Annotated in this window: 21 protein-coding genes; all 21 read right to left on the bottom strand. The window is 41.6% G+C overall.

Translation table 11 applies throughout. The annotated features are described in order from the left end of the window. Positions 1 to 170: 170 nt before the first annotated feature. On the bottom strand, positions 171 to 4,490 hold the full coding sequence (locus BQ4305_RS19825; RefSeq protein WP_110929448.1) for a PolC-type DNA polymerase III: 4,320 nt from the start codon (positions 4,488 to 4,490) through the stop codon (positions 171 to 173). A gap of 303 nt (positions 4,491 to 4,793) precedes the next feature. Then, positions 4,794 to 6,500, bottom strand: a complete 1,707-nt coding sequence (locus BQ4305_RS19820; RefSeq protein WP_110929447.1) for a proline--tRNA ligase — start codon at positions 6,498 to 6,500, stop codon at positions 4,794 to 4,796. Positions 6,501 to 6,746: 246 nt separating this feature from the next. Beyond that, positions 6,747 to 8,003: an RIP metalloprotease RseP gene (gene rseP / locus BQ4305_RS19815; protein WP_110929707.1), complete on the bottom strand. Its 1,257-nt coding sequence runs from the start codon at positions 8,001 to 8,003 to the stop codon at positions 6,747 to 6,749. A 15-nt stretch (positions 8,004 to 8,018) separates the two neighbouring features. Next, complete coding sequence (locus BQ4305_RS19810) at positions 8,019 to 9,176, bottom strand: 1-deoxy-D-xylulose-5-phosphate reductoisomerase (protein ID WP_110929446.1); 1,158 nt, start codon at positions 9,174 to 9,176, stop codon at positions 8,019 to 8,021. Between the two features lie 33 nt (positions 9,177 to 9,209). After that, positions 9,210 to 9,998, bottom strand: coding sequence for a phosphatidate cytidylyltransferase (locus BQ4305_RS19805; RefSeq protein ID WP_110929445.1), 789 nt, complete (start codon positions 9,996 to 9,998; stop codon positions 9,210 to 9,212). Positions 9,999 to 10,023: 25 nt separating this feature from the next. Then, on the bottom strand, positions 10,024 to 10,797 hold the full coding sequence (locus BQ4305_RS19800; protein WP_110929444.1) for an isoprenyl transferase: 774 nt from the start codon (positions 10,795 to 10,797) through the stop codon (positions 10,024 to 10,026). Between the two features lie 211 nt (positions 10,798 to 11,008). Further along, a complete protein-coding gene (locus BQ4305_RS21705; protein WP_199880769.1) occupies positions 11,009 to 11,158 on the bottom strand; it encodes a hypothetical protein in 150 nt (49 codons plus the stop codon). Between the two features lie 65 nt (positions 11,159 to 11,223). Next, positions 11,224 to 11,781, bottom strand: a complete 558-nt coding sequence (frr, locus tag BQ4305_RS19795) for a ribosome recycling factor (RefSeq protein WP_110929443.1) — start codon at positions 11,779 to 11,781, stop codon at positions 11,224 to 11,226. Positions 11,782 to 11,783: 2 nt separating this feature from the next. Continuing rightward, complete coding sequence (pyrH, locus tag BQ4305_RS19790) at positions 11,784 to 12,506, bottom strand: UMP kinase (protein WP_110929442.1); 723 nt, start codon at positions 12,504 to 12,506, stop codon at positions 11,784 to 11,786. 110 nt (positions 12,507 to 12,616) lie between these two features. Further along, a complete protein-coding gene (gene tsf, locus BQ4305_RS19785; RefSeq protein WP_110929441.1) occupies positions 12,617 to 13,501 on the bottom strand; it encodes a translation elongation factor Ts in 885 nt (294 codons plus the stop codon). Between the two features lie 177 nt (positions 13,502 to 13,678). Continuing rightward, positions 13,679 to 14,392 carry a 30S ribosomal protein S2 gene (gene rpsB, locus BQ4305_RS19780; protein ID WP_110929440.1) on the bottom strand — a complete coding sequence of 238 codons (714 nt, stop codon included), beginning with the start codon at positions 14,390 to 14,392 and terminating at the stop codon, positions 13,679 to 13,681. Positions 14,393 to 14,551: 159 nt separating this feature from the next. Continuing rightward, on the bottom strand, positions 14,552 to 15,154 hold the full coding sequence (locus tag BQ4305_RS19775; protein WP_110929439.1) for a DUF6115 domain-containing protein: 603 nt from the start codon (positions 15,152 to 15,154) through the stop codon (positions 14,552 to 14,554). Between the two features lie 335 nt (positions 15,155 to 15,489). Further along, positions 15,490 to 16,260: a FliA/WhiG family RNA polymerase sigma factor gene (locus tag BQ4305_RS19770; RefSeq protein WP_110929706.1), complete on the bottom strand. Its 771-nt coding sequence runs from the start codon at positions 16,258 to 16,260 to the stop codon at positions 15,490 to 15,492. 70 nt (positions 16,261 to 16,330) lie between these two features. After that, positions 16,331 to 16,834: a chemotaxis protein CheD gene (locus BQ4305_RS19765; RefSeq protein WP_110929438.1), complete on the bottom strand. Its 504-nt coding sequence runs from the start codon at positions 16,832 to 16,834 to the stop codon at positions 16,331 to 16,333. Further along, a complete protein-coding gene (locus tag BQ4305_RS19760; RefSeq protein ID WP_110929437.1) occupies positions 16,827 to 17,456 on the bottom strand; it encodes a chemotaxis protein CheC in 630 nt (209 codons plus the stop codon). Before BQ4305_RS19760 ends, BQ4305_RS19765 begins: the two co-directional genes overlap by 8 nt. A 4-nt stretch (positions 17,457 to 17,460) precedes the next feature. Beyond that, entirely contained in the window at positions 17,461 to 17,931 is a 471-nt protein-coding gene (locus tag BQ4305_RS19755) for a chemotaxis protein CheW (protein ID WP_110929436.1), read from the bottom strand. 43 nt (positions 17,932 to 17,974) lie between these two features. Continuing rightward, positions 17,975 to 20,002 carry a chemotaxis protein CheA gene (locus tag BQ4305_RS19750; protein ID WP_110929435.1) on the bottom strand — a complete coding sequence of 676 codons (2,028 nt, stop codon included), beginning with the start codon at positions 20,000 to 20,002 and terminating at the stop codon, positions 17,975 to 17,977. 18 nt (positions 20,003 to 20,020) lie between these two features. Continuing rightward, positions 20,021 to 21,118, bottom strand: a complete 1,098-nt coding sequence (locus BQ4305_RS19745; protein WP_110929434.1) for a protein-glutamate methylesterase/protein-glutamine glutaminase — start codon at positions 21,116 to 21,118, stop codon at positions 20,021 to 20,023. After that, positions 21,115 to 21,984 carry a MinD/ParA family protein gene (locus tag BQ4305_RS19740; RefSeq protein WP_234397008.1) on the bottom strand — a complete coding sequence of 290 codons (870 nt, stop codon included), beginning with the start codon at positions 21,982 to 21,984 and terminating at the stop codon, positions 21,115 to 21,117. The genes BQ4305_RS19745 and BQ4305_RS19740 overlap by 4 nt, the downstream gene beginning before the upstream one ends. Continuing rightward, on the bottom strand, positions 21,971 to 23,131 hold the full coding sequence (gene flhF, locus BQ4305_RS19735) for a flagellar biosynthesis GTPase FlhF (RefSeq protein WP_110929432.1): 1,161 nt from the start codon (positions 23,129 to 23,131) through the stop codon (positions 21,971 to 21,973). Before flhF ends, BQ4305_RS19740 begins: the two co-directional genes overlap by 14 nt. Next, positions 23,128 to 25,164 (bottom strand): flagellar biosynthesis protein FlhA, encoded by a 2,037-nt coding sequence (gene flhA / locus BQ4305_RS19730; protein WP_110929431.1) that lies wholly within the window; start codon positions 25,162 to 25,164, stop codon positions 23,128 to 23,130. Before flhA ends, flhF begins: the two co-directional genes overlap by 4 nt. Position 25,165 lies beyond the last annotated feature (1 nt).

The following is a 25,165-nucleotide window of genomic DNA, read 5'->3' as shown; positions in this document are numbered from 1 at the left end:
CAGTTAAAAAGTCTTGGTAATGGATTTGAAAATAAATGGTCAATACAACACGAAAGAGTGGGTTTCCCCACTCTTGCCATTGGTTCCTCTTAGTATTTCCAATAAAAATATACCATAATCCAGATTTTTATGCAAATATGATGAATGTTTAGCCAAATATGCTATTCACATTAAAATAAGGATAATTGGTTTTGTTCCGGAAGAGATTCCAGGCATCCTTGTTTATCGAGATACTCCAGAATCGTTTTGGAAACCTTACCGCGCTGCTGGAGGTCTTCTTTTGATAAAAACTCTCCATTTTTCCTTGCATTGACAATATTAATCGCCGCGTTCGTTCCGAGCCCGGGGATCGAATTAAACGGCGGAATCAAGGCATTGCCTTCAATAATGAATTGATCAGCACTTGATTTATATAAATCCACTTGTTTGAAAGAATATCCTCTCTCACACATTTCCAAAGCAAGTTCCAGAACTGTGAGGGTATTTTTTTCTTTCGTTGAAGCTTCAAGCCCTTTTGCGTTTATTTCTTCAATTTTTGCCTTGATGGCATGTGATCCGCGAATCATTGCTTCCAGTTCAAAGTCATCCGCACGGACGGTAAAGTAAGCGGCATAATATAAAAGCGGCATATGCACCTTGAAGTAAGCAATTCGGACAGCCATCAAAACATAGGCTGCAGCATGGGCTTTAGGGAACATGTATTTAATTTTCTTACAAGAATCAATATACCATTCAGGGACTTCATTTTTTCTCATTTCGGCTTCAAATTCCTCCGAGAGACCTTTCCCTTTCCGGACTGACTCCATAATCTTAAATGCAAGGGATGGATCAAGCCCTTGGTATATTAAATACACCATAATATCATCCCGGCATCCGATTACCTCACTCAAATTACAAATATTGTTATGAATCAATTCCTGAGCATTTCCGAGCCATACATCTGTACCATGAGAAAGACCGGAAATCTGTACAAGCTCTGAAAAAGTTGTCGGCTTTGTATCCTCAAGCATTTGACGGACAAATCGGGTACCAAACTCAGGAATTCCCAATGTTCCGGTCTTACACATGATCTGATCTTCTGTGACACCGAGCGATTCTGTACCGCTGAATATTTTCATAACTTCAGGATCATCTGTCGGAATCGTTTTTGGATCAATTCCGCTTAAATCCTGCAGCATCCGAATGACAGTGGGATCATCGTGCCCGAGTATATCAAGCTTCAGAATATTATCATGAATCGAGTGAAAGTCGAAATGCGTCGTCTTCCATTCTGAGTTTCGATCATCCGCAGGGAACTGAATCGGTGAGAAATCGTATATATCCATATAATCAGGTACAACGATGATTCCGCCAGGGTGCTGACCGGTTGTTCGCTTTACACCAGTACATCCGGCAACAAGCCTGTCTACTTCTGCTCCCCTCATATGAAGGTTATTGTCTGAAGCGTATCCTTTTACATATCCATAAGCTGTTTTCTCGGCCACAGTTCCGATTGTTCCGGCTCTGTATACATATTCTTCTCCAAACAGCACTTTTGTGTAGTTATGTGCCTGCGGCTGATATTCGCCGGAGAAGTTTAAGTCAATATCCGGAACCTTGTCTCCTTTGAAACCAAGGAAGGTTTCAAACGGAATGTCATGGCCGTCTTTCTTATACGGGATACCGCAATTTGGACAGTTCTTATCAGGGAGGTCAAACCCTGATCCAACAGAACCGTCATTGAAAAACTCGGACTTCTTGCACTCCGGACAGACGTAATGCGGAGGGAGCGGATTCACTTCCGTTATCTCCGTCATGGTTGCAACAAAAGAAGAACCTACAGATCCCCTCGAACCAACAAGATATCCGTCGTTCAGTGACTTCTTCACGAGTTTGTGGGAGATAAGATAGATAACCGCAAAACCGTGCCCAATGATGCTTTTCAATTCTTTCTCCAATCTTGCTTCAACGATTTCCGGAAGTTCTTCCCCATAAATCTTTCGAGCCATCGAATAACTCATTTCACGCATTTCTTCTTCTGCGCCTTCGATTTTAGGCGTGTATAGATCATCCTTGATCGGCTTGATTTCATCAATCATGTCGGCTATTTTATTGGAATTTTCCACAACAATTTCCTTCGCCTTTTCCTTGCCGAGGAAAGAGAAGGCGTTCAGCATTTCATCCGTAGTCCTGAAATGAACATCAGGGAGCTTATGCCTGTTAAGCGGATTAGCGCCCCCTTGTGAATTAACCAGGATTTTTCGGTAGATTTTATCATTTGGATCTAAATAATGGACATTGCCTGTCGCAACGACTGGTTTATCCAGTTTTTCTCCTAATTTGACAATATTGCTGATGATGGTTTCCAAGGATTTTTCATCTCTGACATATTCAAGTTCGAGAAGATGCTGATAGACTTCCTTCGGATGTACTTCAAAATAATCATAGAATTCCGCTGTTTCAAGTACATCTTCAAAACCTTTCTGCATCATTCCCTCAAACACTTCCCCTTTATCACAGCCTGAGCCTACAAGGATCCCTTCTCTGTACTTTATTAACTGGGACCTGGGGAGGCGGGGAACTCTGTAAAAATAGTTTACATGGGCAATCGATATCAGTTTAAATAGATTTTTAAGTCCTGCCTGCGTCTGGGCAAGCAATGTACAGTGATATGGACGGGAGCGCTGATAGGCATTCCCTTTCCCCATATTATCATTAAGCTGATTATGGTATTCGATGCCTTTAGCAAGGGCATCCTTCAGCATTTTGAGCAGGAGATAGCCTGTGGCTTCCGCATCATATATAGCACGGTGATGCTGTGTCAGCTCGATATCAAACTTTTTACAAAGCGTATTTAGGCGGTGGTTTTTAAATTCAGGATATAAAAACCGGCCCAGTTCCAATGTATCAACGACTGGATTGGCTGCCTTTGGGTATCCCATCTGTTTATAGCCGACATTCAGGAATCCCATGTCAAAGCTTGCATTATGGGCAACAAGCACAGCATCTTCAGCCCAATTTTTAAAGCGCTCAAGCACTTCAGGGACATCAGGAGCATTTTCAACCATATCATCTGTTATCCCGGTTAAATCGATTGTTGTTGCTGAAAGCCTGTGATGAGGATTGGCAAAAGACTCAAAACGGTCAATGATTTCTCCGTCTTTGATTTTGACTGCAGCAAGTTCAATGATAGTGTCGTATACAGCAGACAAACCGGTGGTCTCTACATCAAATACGACAAAAGTATCATCTGCTAAAAGCCGCTCAGCATCATTATAGGCAATCGGAACTCCGTCATCGACAAGATTCACTTCAACCCCGTAGAGAACTTTGATCCCATGTTTTTTCCCTGCACTGAATGCTTCAGGGAATGACTGTGCGACCGCATGATCTGTCACCGCAACAGCCCGATGTCCCCACTTGGCTGCCTGTGCGATTAAAGCACCTGTAGGCGTGACAGCATCCATCTGACTCATTGGTGTATGAAGGTGTAGTTCAACCCTTTTTTCTCCTTCAGGAGCGGTATCTTTTCTGCCTTCTTTGCTGATTTCATTTATATCATTGGCAATCATGACCAAGTCCCGTACGAAGGTATCATTCTGAATGCTTCCTTGAGCGCGTACCCACATGCCTTTTTTTACACGCGCGAGCATGGCCGCATCTTCCTTGTCCCTGGAGAATACTTTAATTAAGATTGAACTGGTGTAATCCGTTACTTTGAAGGTCAGCAGACTCCGGCCGCTGCGGAGTTCTTTTACTTCTGCATCGAATACATATCCTTCAATGGCAATTCTCCGCTCTTCATCAATAATCTGCTCAATCCTTCTAAAGTCTGCATCTTCCTTGATGGTGTAACCAATTTTGACCGGTCCGTTAAATTCCTCTTCTCCGCTTTCTGATTCTTTCTTCTGCATCTCCGTTAAAGCCGCTAAGGCCTTGGCTGCGTCTTCCTGCTGTTTTTCTGCCAGGAACTTGCGATAATCTTCTCCGCCATCCGTTTCAGTCTTTACTTCCGCTTCCAGAGACAGCGGCGGAAAGCCGAATGATTGATATACATTCGAAATCAAACCAGCATATTTTCGTTTCAGCTGGCCAGCTTCCGCATCATTTCTCGCCCTCACAATGATTCTTTGTCCAATTACTTTAGGTTCCTGGTCATTTAAGAGGGCTAAAAGCGCTGGAGACGCTCCTTGTAAGTCCTGCAAACAATGATTCCAATAATCTTTTACAATTTCTTCAGTGACCTGAGGATTTTCTACATTGAGTACAAATGAAACCTTGGCAATATGCGCAAAAGTTCCGCTCAAATGTGTTTTCAGCCGGGAATGTACACTGCACGGAATCAGATTCGGAATCTTAAAGATGAAATGCCATCTCTTTGACTCTCTTTCTATTTGAAGTTTTTCTATTTCTGCCCCGCTGAAATATTGCACAAACGCATCTTCCGTTAAGCCTAGTTGCTGAAGCAAGAGCTGAAATCTCTCTCGGCCACCTTGTGGATTTTGATCCATTCCCTCTCTCCTTACCTATAAAAATCAGTTTATGTCCTTACTTTTTTGCTTACTGCCCTAAATAGCCAACAGCCTGAATGCCAGAGCAGCCCTGGAAGTCCCCATAAAACAAAGGGGGCTCAGGCTGCGGGATGGGAGCTTTGAGTAATTTATAACAGATGCTATTATACCATACTCCCGCTTTTGCTACTGAAAAAACGATATCCAATCTCCAAGGATTTCTACAGCTGTCATAGCTGTAGAAAAAAACGGCCCAGCGAGTTAAAAAGAACACCATCCCAAATTGGATGATGTTCTTTTTGTTTACTGTTTAGACAGCAGGTTCCGTACTTGATCGATAAGATTTTCTTTTGAAATTTCGAACATTTCCCCTGTGCGTCGGTCTTTCACTTCCACAATTCCTTCTGCCGCCATTTTGCCAACAGTGATCCTGACCGGAATGCCGATCAAATCGGAATCCGCAAATTTCACTCCCGGCCGCTCCTGACGGTCATCCATCAGTACATCCAGATGTTCAGCCTTTAATTGACTATACAATTCTTCAGCCAATCCAGCCTGTTCTTCATTTTTCATGTTTACTGGAATGAGGTGAACTTGATAAGGCGCCAAATCCACCGGCCAAACAAGGCCTTTCTCATCATTAAACTGTTCAGCTACAGCTGCAAGTGTTCTTGAGACACCGATTCCGTAGCACCCCATGATCATTGGCTGAGTACGCCCGTTTTCATCCAGATATACCGCATTCATCGCCTCTGAATATCTTGTGCCAAGCTTGAATACATGACCGACTTCAATTCCTTTGGCAAAAATGATTTTTCCTTTTCCGTCAGGTGAAACGTCTCCCTCTGTAATGAAACGCAGGTCCAAATATTCATCTGCATGGAAATCTTGCTCAGGATTTACATTGATATAATGGTAACCTTCTTCATTTGCACCTGTTACTCCATTAACAATTGCTTTTACAGCGTGATCAGCAATCACAGTTACTTTGTCACTGACATCAACAGGACCAAGTGAACCAACTGCACAGCCTACTATTTCTTTCGTTTCGGCAGGAGCCGCTAGTTCAACCGTTGAAGCATTGAAATGATTTTTTAATTTGATGTCATTGACCTCATGATCTCCGCGGACAAGGACAAGAACATGGCGATCATCAATTTTAAACAGCAGCGATTTAATGCATTTATCTGCTGAAACGCTTAGATGAGCCGCTACTTCTTCAATCGTTCTCTGATCCGGAGTATGAACTTTTTCCATGGCAGCCGGTGCTTCCTGACTTTTTTCATACTGGGTAATTACAGGGGCCATCTCAATATTAGCCGCATAATCAGAACTGTCTGAGTAGGCGATTGTATCTTCTCCCACTTCAGAAAGAGCCATAAATTCGTGCGTATCCTTCCCGCCCATTGCACCAGAATCTGCAATAACGGCACGGTAGTCCAGGCCGCAGCGCGCAAAAATATTGGAATAAGCCTGGAATAATTTTTGGTAAGCTTTATCAAGACTGTCCTGGTTCGCATGAAAAGAATAGGCATCTTTCATAATGAACTCCCGGCCCCTCAGCAATCCGAACCTTGGGCGTTTTTCATCCCTGAACTTTGTTTGAATCTGATAGACAGTTAACGGAAGCCGTTTATAAGATTTGATTTCGTCCCTAATAAGGCTGGTGACAACCTCTTCATGTGTTGCACCAAGGGCGAATTCTCTGTCATTTCTGTCTTTTAGACGCATTAGCTCAGGACCATATGTATACCAGCGCCCCGATTCCTGCCAAAATTCAGCCTGCTGCAAAGCTGGCATCAGCAATTCTACCGCTCCGGCATTGTCCATTTCTTCGCGGACGATATTCTCAATTTTTTGAAGCACTTTTTTTCCAAGGGGCATAAAACTATATACACCGCTTGAATTTTGTCTCATATAGCCGGCACGCAATAATAATTGGTGGCTTTTAATTTCGGCATCAGCCGGCACTTCTCTTAATGTTGGAATTAACGTCGTACTTTGCTTCATCTCTGCACCTCTTCAATACTTCATCCAAATTTTTAAATAACCCATCCCTTGGCAGGGACATTTCATTCATACTCACTGGCAGCTCTTGCCGCATTCATATTATTATATCGTATGCCGTCTTGCCGCATACGTGGTATTATATCGTATGCCGGCAGCTTTTTAAAAGGGGAAAGCATATTTAGCATACGTTTGTTTTATGACAAAAGGAATGACGGCTGTTTAACCAGCCGCCGAGTTTACTGCTTATTAGAGAAAAAATCTCTGAATATCATTCCATGTTACCACAATCATTAATAGCATTAATAAGGCAAAGCCGATAAAATGGACAATTCCCTCTTTCTGCCTGTCAATCGGTTTCCCTCTCAACAGCTCAACTGCGAAGAATAGGAGTCTTCCTCCATCAAGTGCCGGAAGCGGCAGAAGATTCATAATACCTAAATTAATGCTCAGAAGCCCAGCCCATCTCATTAGAGTGAAGAGTCCTTGCTTCGCTACCTCTTCTGTTGATTTATAAATCCCGACAGGTCCTGAAAGCATGTCAACAGAGAAGCCTCCTGTTACGATTTGTCCCAAAATGACAAAGATTTGTTTTGTCCAGAAATAAGTTTCTGTTGCTCCGTATTCCAGAGCTTTTAAAGGTGCTTTTTCAATTGGAGCATACACCCCGATGATACCGATTTTTTCACCATCCCTGTCAACCTCTTCCGGCACAACTGGGATCGTCATTGTCTTGCCATCCCTCTCGACAATAAAATCAATTTCATTTCCGGGGTTCTTTTGTATAGTTTGCTGCACATCCTGCCAGCTGGCAACCTCTGTACCGTCTATCGATTGAATCATGTCACCGCTTTTTAATCCTGCCTCGGCGGCTGTACCGTCTTTCGTCAGTTCGCCAACTCTCGGTTCGTCCACAGCCACTCCTTGAAACAGACCAATTAGAACAAATATGACGAAAGCAAGAATAAAATTCATCATTGGACCGGCAAAAATGGTCATTGTCCGGTGTCCAAGTGATTTAGATGCAAATTGCCTGTCATACGGGGCAATCTGATTTTCAGTCCCGTCTTCCACCATAATGGCTTCATGGCTTATTTTGAAGGTCTTAAGCTCTTCCTGACCTTCTTCATAACCTGTCAAAAGCAATTTATGATCCAGGTCAATGGATTCCACTTCTACCAGGCGAATATCAGGATATTTATCCTTATTGTTAATAATAATCTTTTGGACTGTCTCTTCTTCATCCATAAGGAGTCCGACTCGGTAGCCCGGTTTAATTTCTGCACTTTCTGCATCTTCTCCGGCCATTCTGACATATCCGCCAAGGGGAAGAAGTCTTATCGTATACAAAGTCTCTTTCTTTTTATACGTAAAAACCTTCGGGCCGAAACCGATAGCAAACTCCCGGCATAAAATGCCGGCACGTTTCGCAAAGAATAAATGTCCAAGTTCATGGAAAAAAACCAAAGCACCAAAAATAATAATAAACGCTATAATGGTTTCCAGAGTCTGCATACTAGATCACCTCTTTTTCCATATTGATTCAATCCGCTGGCGGGTTTCCTTATCCACATGCTGTATGACTTCTAAATTTGGACTTGCTGTAACCTCATGTTTATTCAAAGCTTCTTCGATCATTGATTCGATTTCCAAAAACGAAATCTGTCCTGCAAGGAATCCTGCAACAGCCGCTTCATTGGCCGCATTTAATACGGTCGGCATTGTTCCGCCTATTTTACCCGCATCATATGCAAATTGCAAACAAGGATACCTTTTAACATTCATTTCTTCAAAATGGAGTTTTCCGATGTCCGCCAGGTTTAAACGATGCTTGCGGGCCAGAGGCAGTCTGTCCGGATATGTGAGGGCGTATTGAATCGGCACTCTCATATCTGGTGTGCCCAACTGGGCCATCACACTTGAATCATGAAACTCAATCATCGAATGTATGACACTTTCTCGATGAAGAAGAACATCGATTTTCTCATAAGGCATATCGAAAAGCCAATGCGCTTCAATCACTTCAAGGCCTTTATTCATCATGGAAGCAGAATCAATGGTGATTTTTGCGCCCATAGACCAGTTAGGATGATTTAAAGCCTGTTCGACTGTTACACCGCTCAGCTCTTCCCTGCTGCGATCGCGAAAACTTCCGCCAGAGGCCGTAATAATTAACCGCTCAATGTTTTTCTCTTTTTCTCCCTGTAAAGCCTGAAAAATGGCAGAATGTTCACTGTCAACAGGCAAGAGGGAAATCCCAGCCTTTTCCGCTTCCGCCATAACTAGATGACCGGCTGTAACCAAAGTTTCCTTGTTAGCAATCGCAATATCCTTTTTGGCCCGGATTGCCTCTAATGTTGGATGCAGGCCAACACTGCCCAGTACAGCATTAATGAGAATAGAAGCCTTTCCAAAAACCGCTGTCTCTCTCATCCCTTCCTCGCCATAAAGGAAAGTGATTCCCTGGCCGGCAAATTCACTTTTCAGGATATCGCGGCCTTCTTTAGTCTGAACAGATACCAGCTCTGGTCTGAACTCTTGAATTTGTTTTCTTACTAAATCAATATTTTTCCCTGCGGAAAGCGCTACGATTCGAAACTGGTCTGGATGTGCTCTCACCACATCTGCTGTCTGTTCCCCTATAGAACCAGTAGAACCGAGCAGGCTAATATATTTCAATTTGGTTCATCTCCTACTCCTAGCTGCAATTTTTTAATTCATCAATGTTAATAAATGCAAAATCGGCAAAATAAAAATGACACTGTCAAGCCTGTCTAAAATTCCGCCGTGTCCTGGGAGCAGCCTGCCTGAATCCTTAACACCGTAGTGCCTTTTATAAGCTGACTGAACCAAGTCTCCAAGCTGTCCAAAAATGGATACCACTATACTCAACAGTATCATCTCTCCTGCTGAAAAAGAGAGGTTTCCAAAAAGGATAAATCCTGCAGCGACCGCCAATGCACAGATAATACCGCCGAGAAATCCTTCTACTGTTTTATTCGGACTGATTTCCGGCCATAGCTTCCGCTTACCAACAGATTTCCCTACAAAGTAGGCACCGGAATCGGTCGCCCAGATTGTAAATAAAACGAACAAAACATTTCCAATTCCTTGCTCTCTCGTCAAAAACAGAAAGTAAAATCCCATTGCCACATACAGGACTGAGATCACAAGGAAGCCTGCATGGTCAAAAGTGAAACGATTTTTTGAGAGTACAGTTACAATTAACATGCACAGCAATCCAAGCAAAAAGATTTGTACCTTTCGATCGATTGTTCCGAAAAAACCATTTCCTCCATCAGGAATCAGCAGCATCCACAACAATAAAAAAGAAATAATAGCAGGAGCGGACGTTATGCTGATTTGCTTCATTTTACATAATTCATACAGTCCAATTGAAGCTAAAATATACACCAAGATTAAAAACGGAAGGCTGCCGATCAAAAGCAGCGGGATAAAAACTGCTGCCATCACGATAGCTGTAATAATTCTTTCTTTCATTATTTACTTATCCTCACCTTCTAGATTACACACCGCCATATCTCCGAACACGTTTCTGGTAAACTTCAAGCGCTTCGAGGAAATGTTCCTCCTTAAAGTCCGGCCATAAAACATCGGTAAACCAAAGCTCAGAATAGGCTGACTGCCACAACATAAAATTGCTCAATCGGATTTCTCCACTCGTCCGGATCAGCAAATCAGGATCTGGCATAGTGCTTGTCATCAAATACTTCGAGAAAATTTCCTCTGTTAATTCCTTAGGCAGAATACCGCTCTCGACATCTTCCAAAACATGTTGAACCGCTTTAAGGATTTCTGCCCGGCTTCCATAGTTCAAGGCAAAATTCAGCACAAGTCCTGTATTGCCTTTCGTCTCTTCCATCGCCCTGTCTATTGCCCTTTTAGTATGGGCTGGCAAAGTTTCCTTCTCCCCTATCATTTCCACTCTGACATTTTCTTCAATCAGTTCTGGAAGAAATGTGCCCAAAAATTCTTCCGGGAGTTTCATCAAAAACTCAACTTCACTTTTTGGCCGTTTCCAGTTTTCTGTTGAGAAGGCGTAGAGTGTAAGTGAACTCACTCCTAATTTGCTGGCGAATTTCGTGATTTTTTTCACGACTTTCATACCCTCATGATGGCCGGCAATTCGGGGCAGAGATCTCTTTTTAGCCCAGCGTCCATTTCCATCCATAATGATGGCGACGTGATGCGGTATACCGCTTTCTTTCGCTTTCTTAATTCTATTTGTTAAATCGGAAGAAGCATCCTTTTTAACGATACGCTTCCATATTGAATCCATAGCTTAGTCTCCTATCAGGTTGTACTTATACCATACATATTATGCTTCGTACTATGTATCTCCCACGGCATCTCCATTGTCGTGAATCTATATAATAATATCAAAAAAGCATGTGAAGTCCTATTATTATTATGAAAAAGATTTTGACGATAGAATAAGCAAAATCCAAAATCTCCCTAAAATAAAAATGCAAATGTATTCATTTTTGGATTTAAAAGCCATTAGTGAAAATGGATTTCCAAGGGACAGGCATTAAAAAAAGAACCTCGTTCTGTCCTGCCATTTCACTGACATCAGCAGTTGTTTGGGAAAGAATAAATAGATCCCCTGCCACCGACGCCAGATCCTGCCATTTCGACATGAATTCGGTTCATTTAAATCAAGCTATAGGATTTCTCCTTGCCCAATGATCAATATTTCAATAAATTAAACATCAAGAATTTCTTTTTCTTTATTTTTGGTAATATCATCAATCTTTGTAATGTTCGTATCCGTCAGTTTTTGAATATCATCGGAATAACCGCGTAAATCATCTTCTGTAATTTCGCCGTTCTTCTCCAATTTCTTCAAATCTTCGTTAGCATCCCGGCGGATATTACGGATGGCAATTTTGGCTTCTTCCGCTTCCTTCTTAACTTGCTTCACCAATTCTTTCCGGCGTTCTTCTGTTAAAGCAGGAATGGCAATTCGAATCAGTGATCCGTCGTTCGCCGGGTTCAGTCCTAAATCTGATTTTAAAATTGCCTTCTCAATCTCACCTAAAATCGTTTTGTCATAAGGCTGAATCACCAATAGACGGGCCTCTGGGACAGAAATTCCGGCAAGCTGATTAACAGGTGTAGGAGAACCATAATAATCTACAGTGATTCGATCCAGCAATGAGGCATTTGCCCGGCCTGCTCTGATGCTGGCCAATTCTCTTGTATATGCGCCGATCGCTTTCTCCATTCTTGATGTTGCATTTGAAATAACTTGTTTTGGCATCATTATTTCCCCCTTACAATTGTTCCCAATGTTTCACCGAGAACCGCACGTTTGATATTTCCTTTTTCCATGATTGAAAAAACAATTAACGGAATGTCATTATCCATGCATAGAGATGAGGCAGTTGAATCCATTACTTCCAGGCCTTCTTTGATTACATCCAAATACGATAATTCTTCATATTTCACAGCGTCTTTATCTTTAAAAGGATCCGCACTGTAAACGCCATCTACATTATTTTTAGCCATTAATATAACGTCAGCTTCAATTTCAGCCGCACGAAGCGCTGCGGTTGTATCAGTTGAGAAATAAGGGTTTCCTGTACCGGCAGCAAAAATGACTACCCTCTGTTTTTCGAGATGGCGGATTGCCTTCCTGCGAATATAAGGTTCTGCTACCTGTCTCATTTCAATTGAAGTTTGAACTCTGGTTTGAATTCCCATTTGTTCAAGGCTGTCTTGCAGAGCCAATGAATTCATAACGGTTGCAAGCATCCCCATATAGTCTGCATTTGCACGGTCCATGCCCATTTCACTGCCAACTTTTCCGCGCCATATGTTTCCGCCGCCGACAACAACCGCGACTTGAACATCCAGCTCAGCTACTTCTTTAACTTGCTCGGCAATGGACTTAATAATTGCCGGGTTTATCCCAAATCCTTCTTCACCGGCTAAAGCCTCGCCGCTTAATTTTAATACGACACGTTTATATTTCGCGTTGCTCATGAGAACCTCCAACTATGTAATCTTTTCGTTCGCCCTGCCACATTCCATCATTATGACGATTCAAAAATAGGGAACACACGGTGTGTCCCCTATTCAACCAAGACTAAAAATTAGTCTTTCTTAACTTGGCTCATTACTTCCTCAGCAAAGTTATCTTGGCGTTTTTCAATTCCTTCTCCTACTTCATAGCGAATGAAAGAGGCAATTTTTCCGCCCTTTGATTCTACAAACTGTGCAACTTTTTGGTCTGGATTCTTAACGAACGCCTGCTCGTTGACACAGATTTCTTCGTAGAATTTATTAATTCGGCCTTCAACCATTTTTGCAACAATCTTCTCAGGCTTGCCTTCATTCAATGCTTGTTGAGTCAATACTTCACGTTCACGCTCTAATTCACTTGCGTCAACTTGGTCACGTGAAACGTATTTTGGATTAATCGCAGCAATATGCATAGAAACGTCTTTTGCAGCATCCTCATCAGATGTTCCTTCAAGAACAGAAAGCACAGAAATGCGGCCGCCCATATGAAGATATGCGCCAAAAGCATCGTTATCTGTTTTAGTAACGATTTGGAATCTGCGAAGAGTTAACTTTTCTCCAATTTTAGCAATTGCTGCATTAATGTGGTCCTCCACTTTTGCACCATTGCTCATTGTTTGTTCAAGAGCTGCTTCTACGCTCTCAGGTTTGTTTGCTAATAAGAATTCTCCCAATTCTTTTACAAGAGTTTGGAAACCTTCATTTTTTGCAACGAAATCTGTTTCAGAGTTCACTTCCAGGATAACTGCTTCGTTTCCGTCCACAACAATAGAAGTAAGACCTTCAGCAGCAATACGGTCGCCTTTCTTAGCAGCCTTTGCAATCCCTTTTTCACGAAGGAAATCGATTGCTTTTTCCATGTCGCCGTCAGTTTCAACCAATGCTTTTTTGCAGTCCATCATGCCGGCACCGGTTTTTTCACGCAATTCTTTAACTAATTGTGCAGTAATTGCCATATTAATATCCTCCTTAAAATTAAGTACATGTTAGCAGTCTTCTGCTATTTTGCCGGGAAATACATTTTTTAGCCCGGTTATGTCTTTTTGCTTCATTGTATTCCATTCATTGGAACGGAATATCGTAAAAAAAGGTGATAAAAGGCATTATCCTCTTATCACCTTTTTCGGGAAAAATTAAGCAGTTGTTGTTTCTGTTGCTGTTTCTTCGCCTTGTTTAGCTTCTAAGATCGCATCTGCCATTTTGCCAGTAAGCAATTTAACCGCACGAATCGCATCATCATTCGCAGGAATAACAACATCGATTTCGTCAGGGTCACAGTTTGTATCAACGATACCAACCAATGGAATGTTCAATTTATGAGCTTCCGCTACAGCAATACGCTCTTTGCGAGGATCAATAACGAAGATTGCATCAGGAAGTGTTTTCATATCTTTAATGCCGCCCAAGAATTTCTCTAAGCGTTCCCATTCTTTTTTCAGTTGGATAACTTCTTTCTTAGGAAGCACTTCGAAGATTCCTTCTTCTTCCATCTTCTCGATTTCTTTCAGGCGAGCAATACGCTTTTGAATTGTTTCAAAGTTTGTTAAAGTTCCGCCTAACCAGCGTTGGTTTACATAGTACATACCAGAACGGATAGCTTCTTCTTTAACAGATTCTTGTGCTTGCTTTTTAGTTCCTACAAAAAGTACAGTTCCGCCGTTAGCTGCCAATTCCTTAACGAAGTTGTAAGCTTCTTCGACTTTTTTCACTGTTTTTTGAAGGTCAATGATGTAGATGCCGTTACGCTCCGTGAAGATATACTTCTTCATTTTTGGGTTCCAGCGGCGTGTTTGATGTCCGAAATGAACACCAGCTTCAAGCAATTGTTTCATAGAAATGACTGACATTATAGTTCCTCCTAAATGGTTTTGTTTTTCCTCCGCCTTGATCGTTTTCATACAGGACTGTATTTACAACAGCACCATCTGTATGAATCACAAAGCGTGTGTATTAACACCATTTCATAATATAGCATAATCAGCAGTGACAGGCAAGCAAAAACATTATTATCCGTGAAATTTCAACAATAATTCCACTTCTGTTTTTCCCAATTCCAGTTTTTTCGCGATTTGTTCTGCGCTCAAGCCTTTTTGATGGAGCAGGAGAACTTCATCCGTGAGTGAAGAGCCAGTGTTTATTCCGCCCGCTTCCATCTTATTATCCAAGTTTTCTGCCGCCTTCTCGTTCCCTAATTTCTCATTCTTATCAAATTCCTGTTCAGCCATACCTGGCAATTCACTTTCTTTTTCAGCAGAATCCAGCTTCGTTTCCTGAACAGATAAATAGGCTGTCCGTGCTTTTTTGAGATTATAGGCTGACGATTGAGTTTGCACAGGATCTGCACTCTCGGTATTCGCTGCTTCGTAAGACTGGGATGAACCTTGGGCTGTAACAGTTCCCCTGTCTGATTCCAACCTCTGCAACAGTAATTCATTCTCTTCCTTTATTTCCAAAAGGTACTCTGTCATAAGATTTTCGATTTCTTCAGCCATTTCTTTTTGCCGCTGTTCCAAATGAATAAGACGGTTTTGACGGGAATAAAGGAGAATGACAAAAAAGATCGTCAGAATATTTAATAGAAAAAGGATAAATAGAAAAAATGTATACATCAGTACGATAACTCCTTAGCCTTTAATAATTTCTTGTTTTACACCACATTTGCGCAGATATAAAAATTTACATACAGAAATTTTACCGCCTTGTCTATGGCAAGTATAACATTATGAAAGCCATATTTTCATTGTTTTCGATTGGTTAAACAGCAGATGAATAAGGGAGAAAGACATACTGTTTTCTGATCTATACACCTGAACATGCAGCAAGCATACGAAAAAGCCATCCTCTTTGCTTTAAAGGTGGCTCTTTTCATAATCCTCAGCTTTTACCTAAACGCAGATGCTTCTCAGCTATTCAGAGAAATCTGGAATGTTCTAAAACCTGTCTGTTAATTTTCCCTGTCGCTTTTCATGGCAGCGCGCAATTTGAAGATAGCCCTGGAATGAATTTGAGAGATTCGCGAGGTTGAAAGAGACATAACCTGACCTATTTCTGTCAGTGTTAATTCCTCTTTGTAAAATAATTGCAGAACGAGCTGTTCTTTTTCATTCAAGGTTTCAATTACTGCCGCCAATTCCTTATAGAGCTCTTCCTTTAAAATATGCTCCTCCGGCAATTCCGCTTTTTCATCTTTAATATGGTAGTTGGTACTCTCTTTATCATCCTGCTCCAAAGGCTGCTCGTCCATCGAAAGAATATTGGCAAAGTAATGTTCATTCATTGCTGTGTGGACATCATCTTCCGAAATATTAAGCTCACCCGCTACCTCTCTTGGGGTCACATTTCTCATCAGCTTTTGTTCCAACTTTTCAATTGCTGCATCGATCTTCTTCGCTTTATCCCGTGCACTTCTTGGCAGCCAGTCTTCTTTTCGGAGCCCGTCAAGAATGGCACCTCGAATTCTAAAAGAAGCATACGTATCAAATTTATTATCTCGTTTCGGATCAAATCGTTCCAAGGCATTGAATAACCCCATCATACCCAGTCCCCGGATATCATCCCTGCTTACACTTTTCGGCAGGCCGGCCGAAATCCGCTGAACATGATAGGAGACAAGTGGAATGTATTTTTTCACAAGAACATCTCCTGCTTCCGGGTCACGAAAGCTGATCCAGTTATCCCAATGCAATTGTTCTTCATTAATAGTCGTTTGTGACATAAAATATCCTCCCTGCTTTTGCGCTCCGCAATGATGCTGCAGCAGCTTCCCAGCCTGCCCGCTGAAAGCATTATATAATTTTCGTATCTTCATTCACCGTTCGTATGTGCAACTCTGCATTTTCCGGATTAAATTCAATCGTTCTTCCGTTATTTCCGCCGACATCCTCTGCTATAATCTCAATCTTCAAATCTGACAATTCTTTACGGACAGCTTCTACATTTCTTGGGCCGATTCTCATCAAATCAGATCCCGTGGAAAACTGGAACATTTGGGCCCCTCCGGCCATTTTCGCTTTCAAAGAAGTGAGCGGAATCCCGAGATTCGATAACTGGCTGATCATTTCTTTTATCGCTGTATCTGCAAATTTAGCCGGATTCAGGGCACCTGCTTTGGCCAAAGAAGAATCGGGAAGCATGACATGAAGCAGCGCCCCTACCCCTCTTCTCTTATCGAAGAGAACGAGCCCGACACATGAGCCAAGCCCTGCTGTTCGGATGATATCAGGCGATCGCACTACAGCCATGTCGGCAATTCCGACTTTAATTACTTTCCCAGCGAACGTTTCAGCCATTTGTGCCAACTCCTAAAGAGGCAAATATGATTTCAAAGGAATCAGGGTCCGGCAGCAAAAAGAAATGGCCGCTAAGCTGGGAAACTCCTTCTTTTTCAATCAGCGTTTCAATGACAATTGCGTGATCGCTAGTCTGCGAAAGCTCAATCAGTCCAGTACTGATTGTCGCACCTGTCATATCGATACTAAGAGAAGGAACCGAAGGATATATGTTCAATTTTGTAAAATCCGACAAAGAAGTAAGATAAGATCCAGAAAGAATATTTCCCAGTTCCTGCAAGGCAGACATATGAAGATCTTTTAAAGGGTCACCATTGAAAGAAAAATCCTCATCAGTCATTTGTTTAATAAAATAGCTCGCAACAGGAAGAGGCAGAACAAAAAACATGCTCCCCTTAATGTCTCCTTCTACCCTAAGAAAAATGGTAGCTGCCACATGGTCCGCTCCGCCGGCCATATCCAGCATCTGATTAAAGGAAACTACCTTCGCCCCCGGTACACGCATATTAATTTTTTGTCCTAACATATGGGATAAGGAAGTTGCTGCGTGTGCTGCACCGATATTGCCGATTTCCTTTAAGACATCCATACGGAAAAAATCAATTTTATCGATAAATGACATAGACTTACCCCTTTATGACCGATTGATCGGACAAATCCAAGGAGAGAATATTTTCTAAATTAATAAGGATTAACAGGCGTTTTTCAAGATTGGCAACACCGCTAATATACTCTGAAGACACCTGGCCGACAATTTCCGGCTGAGGTTCAATACTGTCAACAGGCAAATCAAGAACATCATTTGCCGAATCGACAATCAAACCGATTTCCATCCCTTGGATTGTCACAATGATAATCCTGGTGCTTTCGTCATATTTGGTCTCTTCAAAACCAAATCGGACTCTTAAATCAATGACAGGCGTGATCACGCCCCGCAAATTAATAACCCCTTTAACAAATGGGATCGTTTTAGGCACACGGGTAATATACAGCAGTTTTTCAATCCCCTTGACCTTATCAACCGGGATAACATATTCTTTATCTTTTATCTGAAAAACTATCACTTTCATATTTTTCTCAGTCTTTAATTCCGACATTACTTTTCCTCCTTCAATCATTCTGGGATGAACAGTTTTTCATTTAATGGATTAATGCATTGCAGTCAACAATCAATGCAACCTGGCCATCGCCTAAAATTGTCGCTCCCGAGATTGCGAAGGCTGAATTTAAATAATTGCCCAGTGATTTTAGTACAATTTCAAGCTGACCGATGAATGAATCCACAACAAGTCCGGCAAGCTTGTCTCCCTTTCGTACAATCACTACTGAAAGGAACTCAGAATCCGTTTCGTTTTCCTCCGGGACTTCAAAAACATCCTTTAAGAATAGTAATGGAAGAACCTTGCCCCTGAAATCAATCACTTGCTGGTCATGTGCGTTCATAATTTCGTCTTTTTTAATGATTGCCGTCTCTATAATAGAAGATAAAGGAATCGCATATTTTTCTTTTTGGATTTCAACCAGCATTACGGAAATAATTGATAACGTTAACGGCAGCTGAATCAGGAACTTCGAGCCATGTCCCTCTTTTGAATCAATCGTGACAGAGCCTCCGAGTGATTCAATTGTATTTTTAACCACATCAAGACCGACTCCTCTGCCTGAAACATCGGAAATTTTATCAGCCGTAGAAAAACCTGAAGCAAAGATTAATTCAAATATTTGCTTATCTGTTAATGAAAGTGCTCCCTCTTTTGTGATGATCCCGTTTGAAATGGCTTTATTAAGAACTTTATCTTTATTAATCCCTGCGCCGTTATCCTCAATCTCAATAAAAACATGATTTCCGCTATGATATGCTTTCAGCTTAATTTGGCCTTCTTCATCTTTTCCATTTGCTTTGCGGATTTCAGGTGTCTCAATTCCGTGGTCGATCGCATTTCTTAATAAATGTACTAGCGGATCACCGATTTCATCGATTACCGTCCGATCCAACTCCGTTTCAGCTCCGGCAATTTCAAGATTCACTTTTTTGTGAAGATCGCGTGCCAATTGGCGGATCATCTTAGGAAAACGATTGAAAACTGTCTCTACCGGAACCATCCTCATGTTCAGCACAATCGTTTGAAGGTCACCGGTAACTCTTGACATTCTTTCTACCGTTTCATTAAGCTCCTGATTATTAATCTCTTTTGAGATCTGATCAAGCCTGCCTCGGTCAATCACAAGCTCTTCAAATAAATTCATTAAAATATCTAAACGTTCAATATTTACACGAATGGTTTTGTTAGATTGCTTAATTGCAGGCTTAGAAGCTGCTTTCTGAGATACAGCTTTATCCGGCTGCTTCTCTTGTTCCAGAACAGCTCGGCTGTTTTTTTCTTCTTCTAGAGAGGCCGCCTCTTTTACATTTTGCAGATCCAAAGGAAGAGCCTGAACGAAATCCACTTCAGAAACTTTCATAATTCTCTTTTCGATGACATCCTTCGATTCCTTAGTAACAATCGTCACTTCAAATCGCTGATCAAAATGTTCTTCTTCGAGTTCATCAACGGGCGGATTAGATTTGATAACCTCCCCTACTTGCTCCAATACTTCAAAGATCATGAAGACGCGTGCTGCTTTAAGAAGGCAATCTTCCCTCAATTCGACAGTGATTTGAAAACTGTTAAATCCTTGATCCTTTGATTGCTGAAGCACAGTTAATTCAAATTGATCAAAACCGCTTATTTTTTCAGCCGTTTCAGCAGATGCAGCAGATTCTTTTTCGCCAGGCCCAACAGGACTTTCACCTTTTTCAATCAATTGAAGCTTTCGTACAGCATCACTTACGTCCCTTTTACCATCGCCGCCTTCCGCAATGGAGTAAATCATCGCTTCCAAATCATCCACAGCCATGAACACCACATCAATTATTTCAGGCGTTAATTGAATCTGGTTGTTTCTGATTCCATCCAGTACGTTCTCCATTTTATGAGTTAAATTCGCCAGATCCTCATAACCCATTGTTGCTGACATCCCTTTTAGAGTATGAGCTGAACGGAAAATTTCATTTACGATCGAGAGATCTTCAGGATTTTTTTCCAATACAAGCAATTGCTCTGAGCAAGTTTGTAAATGTTCCTTACTTTCTTCTATAAAAACCTCTAAATACTGATTCATATCCATAAATCTGCACCTCCAGAATTAACAATAAAGCCTGATTGCTGCAGCAATATCATCCACATCTTGCACACAATCTATCAGCCCCGTCGCAATAGCTGCCTTTGGCATTCCAAAGACAATGGACGTTTGCTCAGATTCGGCAATAGCATGAACACGGCTGTCTTTCTTTAACTTTAATAAACCGTTTGCCCCATCCATTCCCATTCCTGTCATAACGACCGCAATCTTTTCAAGTTCTTCAGCTTCACTTACACTTTCAAACATAACGTCCACAGAAGGCCTGTGGCCGTTTCGGCTATCAGATTGATCAAGCAAAACCATATAGCTTAACCCAAGTTTTTTCACTTTGAGATGGAATCCTCCGGGAGCTATGTATGCTGTTCCTTTTTGGATCAGCTCACCATCCTCGGCTTCTTTTACGCGGATCTCACAAAGACCATCCAATCGCTGTGCCAGCGATTGGGTAAAGCCTGGCGGCATGTGCTGAACAATCAGTATAGGAGCACTGAATGAAGCAGGGAGCTTCGTCAGAACGGATTGCAATGCCCGAGGTCCGCCCGTTGAAGTTCCAATTAAAACAATTTTCCTGGATCTATTCGCCTGTTTTTTGTTATCATACTCGAAATTGTACTTTTTATCTACTCCGATTTTACTATATTCAGGGTATAATTTTGCTATTTTTTTCTTCTTTTCTGGTTTTTTTTTCAATTTGTGAACATTTGCATCAAAAGCAGCCACTATTTTGGAAATAATTTCATGTTTTATCTTGTATAAATCAAGAGAAATGGAACCAGACGGTTTCGCTACAAAGTCAAAGGCCCCATATTGCATCGCCGTAAGGGTGCTTTCTGCCCCGGCCTCAGTGGTGCTTGAAAGCATCACTACCGGGACAGGACAGTCTTTCATAAGGATCTGCAAAGCTTCCAGCCCGTCAAGAACGGGCATTTCTATGTCCATCGTCACAACATCCGGTTTTAATTCGTGAACTTTCTTAATCGCATCCTGACCATTCCTTGCAGTAGCGATTACCTCAATCCTCTCATCTTCAGACAGAAATTCTCCAATCAGTTTTCTCATGAAGGCTGAATCATCCACAATTAGTACTTTAATAACATTCATGTAATGGAATTCCCTCCTGAAAATAAGCTTTTTAACTTTTGCAGAAAATTTCCTTTTGGAACAGCCCATTCCTCTTGGAACCATCTATTCCTATATTTTTCTGCCAGAGCGGACATAGCCCTGGAAACAGCCGCTTCCGGTTTAAACAGGAGAAATGGAATCTGATTGATTACCGCTTTGCCAACCGCTTCATCATCTGGCAGAAACCCTAAAGCAGTAACATCTTTCTGCAGAAATTTATGCATAGCACTTTTCAGTTTTTCAGCAGTAACTCTGCCTTCACTTGGACTTTTAGCCCTGTTACAGACAAGATAAAACGGGAGGCTGCTGCTTACTGAGTGAATATATTTCATGACAGAATAAGCATCCATAACAGATGTTGGCTCTGGAGTGGAAACGACGATTAATTCATCCACACATAGAAGAAATTTAACCGAATCATTTGTAATGCCTGCTCCCATATCAAAAATGATATAGTCGAACTTTTCTTCCAAAAAGGAGAAAGCACTCGAAAATTTTGAAAGCCTGGTCTCATCCAGGCTGAAAAGCTGTGTAAGACCAGAGCCTCCATTGATTATGGAAATGCCTTCCGGTCCATAGCTCATGATTTCTTCCAAAGAGCAATCTTTTTCAAAAAAATCGATTATGCTCCTAGATGAATGCTCGCCCAATAATATATCGATATTCCCCATGCCGATATCCATATCAAACAGAAGGACCCGTTCCTTTTTTTGCGCCAGGGAAAGGGCAAAATTCAATGAAAAATTAGACTTACCTACCCCTCCTTTGCCGCTTGCAACAGCAAGGGTCCTCGCACGTTTACGGCCTAAAGCGAATCTCTGTCTCAGTTTTTCAGCCTGGTCCATTATTAACTGCTCCCATTACCGTATTGATCAGAACTGTATCTGTTGCTTCCTCAATATCATCCGGTACATTCTGGCCATTTGTGATGTAGGCAGCACCTGTTTGATACTTACTCATCATATTAATCATCGAACCGAATGTAGATGTTTCATCTGCTTTTGTAAAAATAAATTGCTGAATCGGTATCGACGAGAACTGTCGGTAGATATCCTCCATATCTTTTTGCTTGGAGGTTAGTGAAAGGACCAAGAAAGTTTCCATTTCTTCCGTAATATCGATAATCTCAGAGAGATCCTTCACATATTGTTCATTCCTAAAGTTTCTGCCTGCAGTATCAATAAAGATATAATCATAATGAGAAAACTTTTCTGATGCCCTTTTAAAATCCTCAAGATTATAAGCTACTTCAAGAGGGACATTCAGTATTTTTGCATAAGTCTTCAGCTGATCAATGGCCGCGATCCGATAAGTGTCAGTAGTTATAAAAGCCACTTTCTTTTTATCAGTTAACATTTTCTCGGCTGCTACCTTCGCAATTGTCGTCGTTTTCCCCACACCAGTCGGCCCGACAATGTTAATAAACTTTTTCTGAAAACCTTCGACAGCCGGAACTTTTGCTTGGAGAATGTTCTTCAATTCAGTATTAACTGTTTCCCAGACTTTTTCTTCCGAGATGGAAGCAGAATGCCAATAAGACAAGAGTTTTTCCATAATTTCTGTTCTGATAGATACGTCCAGTTCCTGCTCTTGTAGAAACGTATAGGCTATTTTTAATGGCCCGGGAAAATAATGCATATTAGGATCTTGAAGGGTTTTAAGCATTCCTTTCAATTCCGTTAATTCCTGCTCCAGGTTCACCCGCTCTTCATGAACAGGTCTTATGTTTATATGGCTGGACTCCTCACTTTTTAAAGGTAAAGGTAAATCAGAAGGCGCCTTTTTCGTTTTTTGTTTAACAGCTTGCTGCACCGGTGACACCTCCGGATCTATTGCAGCAATCACTTCAATAGTCCGTTTTTTGAACATCCCCAGGAACCCTCCGGTATAGACGGGTTTAGAGTTCAAAATTACGGCATCATTCCCTAATTCACTTCTTATTTGTTTCATAGCCTCTGTCATTGAAGGAGCACTGAATTTTTTTACCTTCATTCCACATTCACCACCCCTACGCTTTGAACTTCTACACTCGCTTCTAATTCATTATAGGAAACGACAGGTACATTCGGAAAATACCGTTCGATAAGCTGCCTTACATACATCCTGACAGCGGGCGAACAAAGGAGAATGGACTGTTGCTCCATAAGAGACATTTCCTCCAGTTTCGCTGCTATATTTTCCAAAATAGATTGAGATACAGCTGGATCCAAAGAAAGATAATTTCCATGTTCTGTTTGCTGAACTCCGTCAGCGATAATCTTTTCCACTTTTCCAGATAACGTTATGACTTGCAATCTCTCTTCATTCCCCAGCAAACTATTCGTAATTTGTCTGGCGAGGTTCTGTCTGACATATTCCGTTAACAGGTCCGTATCGGATGACATCTTGCCATAGTCCGCAAGCGTTTCAAAAATGACTGGCAGATTGCGGATGGATACTTTTTCTTTTAAAAGCTTTGCCAGCACTTTTTGAACATCGCCAATCGAAAGCGGATTAGGTGTGACTTCTTCAACAAGGATTGGCGATGTTTCTTTCAAATGATCGATAAGCTGTTTTGTTTCCTCTCTGCCCAATAATTCATGCACATTCGCCCTAAGCACTTCAGTCAAGTGAGTGGAGACAACACTCGGCGGATCCACTACCGTATAACCCATGATTTCCGCCTGTTCTTTCATCTCTTCTGAAATCCATTTGGCCGGCAGTCCGAAAGATGGCTCAATTGTGTCAATACCTTCTATCGAGTCATCGTCAATTCCCGGGCTCATCGCCAGATAATGGTTAAGAAGCAGTTCTCCCCGTGCCATTTCATTGCCTTTAATCTTCAGGCTGTACTCATTTGGGTTCAGTTGAATATTATCTCTTATTCGAACAACAGGAATGACAATTCCCATTTCGATAGCCAGCTGTCTTCGTATCATGACGACCCGGTCTAATAAATCCCCGCCTTGGTTCGCATCAGCCAGAGGAATAAGGCCATAGCCAAATTCGAATTCAATAGGATCGACACTTAATAGATTTACGACGCTTTCAGGCGATTTCATTTCCTCTGCTTCTATTTCTTCTTCCGCTTCCGCTATTTCTTTCTGATCCGGTTTCGGTGCTTTAGACATGACATAGGCTCCGATTCCTATTAAGGCTGCGAGCGGAATTGTAAAGAAATCAGCAATTGGAGTTGCGAGTCCTAAGAAGAAAATCGTTCCTGCCGTTACATATAACATTGTTGGAAAACGGAAAAGCTGCGTTGTTATATCTGTACCGAGATTTCCATTTGTCGTCGCCCTTGTTACTACAATACCCGTTGCCGTAGATATTAATAGTGCCGGAACCTGGCTGACAATCCCGTCTCCTACAGTCAGCATGGAAAAATGATTGGCAGCATCTGCAAATTCCATATCTAATTGAAGCATGCCTATCACAATACCAAAAATCAGATTGATAATGACAATGATAATTCCAGCTATGGCATCTCCTTTAACGAATTTGCTTGCACCGTCCATTGAACCATAAAAATCAGATTCGTTTCCTACTTTTTCCCTTCTGTTCCGTGCTTCTGTTTCAGAAATCATGCCGGCATTCAAATCGGCATCAATGGCCATTTGTTTTCCCGGCATAGCATCCAATGTGAAACGCGCCGCAACCTCAGAGACTCTTTCCGAACCTTTGGTAATCACAATAAATTGAATAATAACAAGTATTAAAAACACAACAAGTCCCACTAAAATATTGCCGCCGACTACGAAAGTGCCAAACGTTTCAACCACTCCGCCTGCATCACCATGGGTTAAAATCGCCCTGGTAGTAGAAACATTCAGTCCAAGCCTAAATAGAGTAAGAAGCAGAAGCAATGTTGGAAAGATTGAAAATTCCAAAGGCTCCTTAATGTTCATTGCCGTAAGCAGAACCATCAGGGCAAGAGAAATATTAATTAATAAAAGGAAACTTAACAGCCATGTCGGCATTGGAATGATCAGCATGGCGATTATCATGATGACACTTATTATTACTACTAGATCTCTTGCACGCATT

The organism is Bacillus massiliglaciei (assembly GCF_900098925.1).
GTDB lineage: Bacteria > Bacillota > Bacilli > Bacillales > DSM-1321 > Peribacillus > Peribacillus massiliglaciei.
Note: the sequence above shows the minus strand (reverse complement) of the source record. Positions and strands in the feature narration are given on the sequence as shown.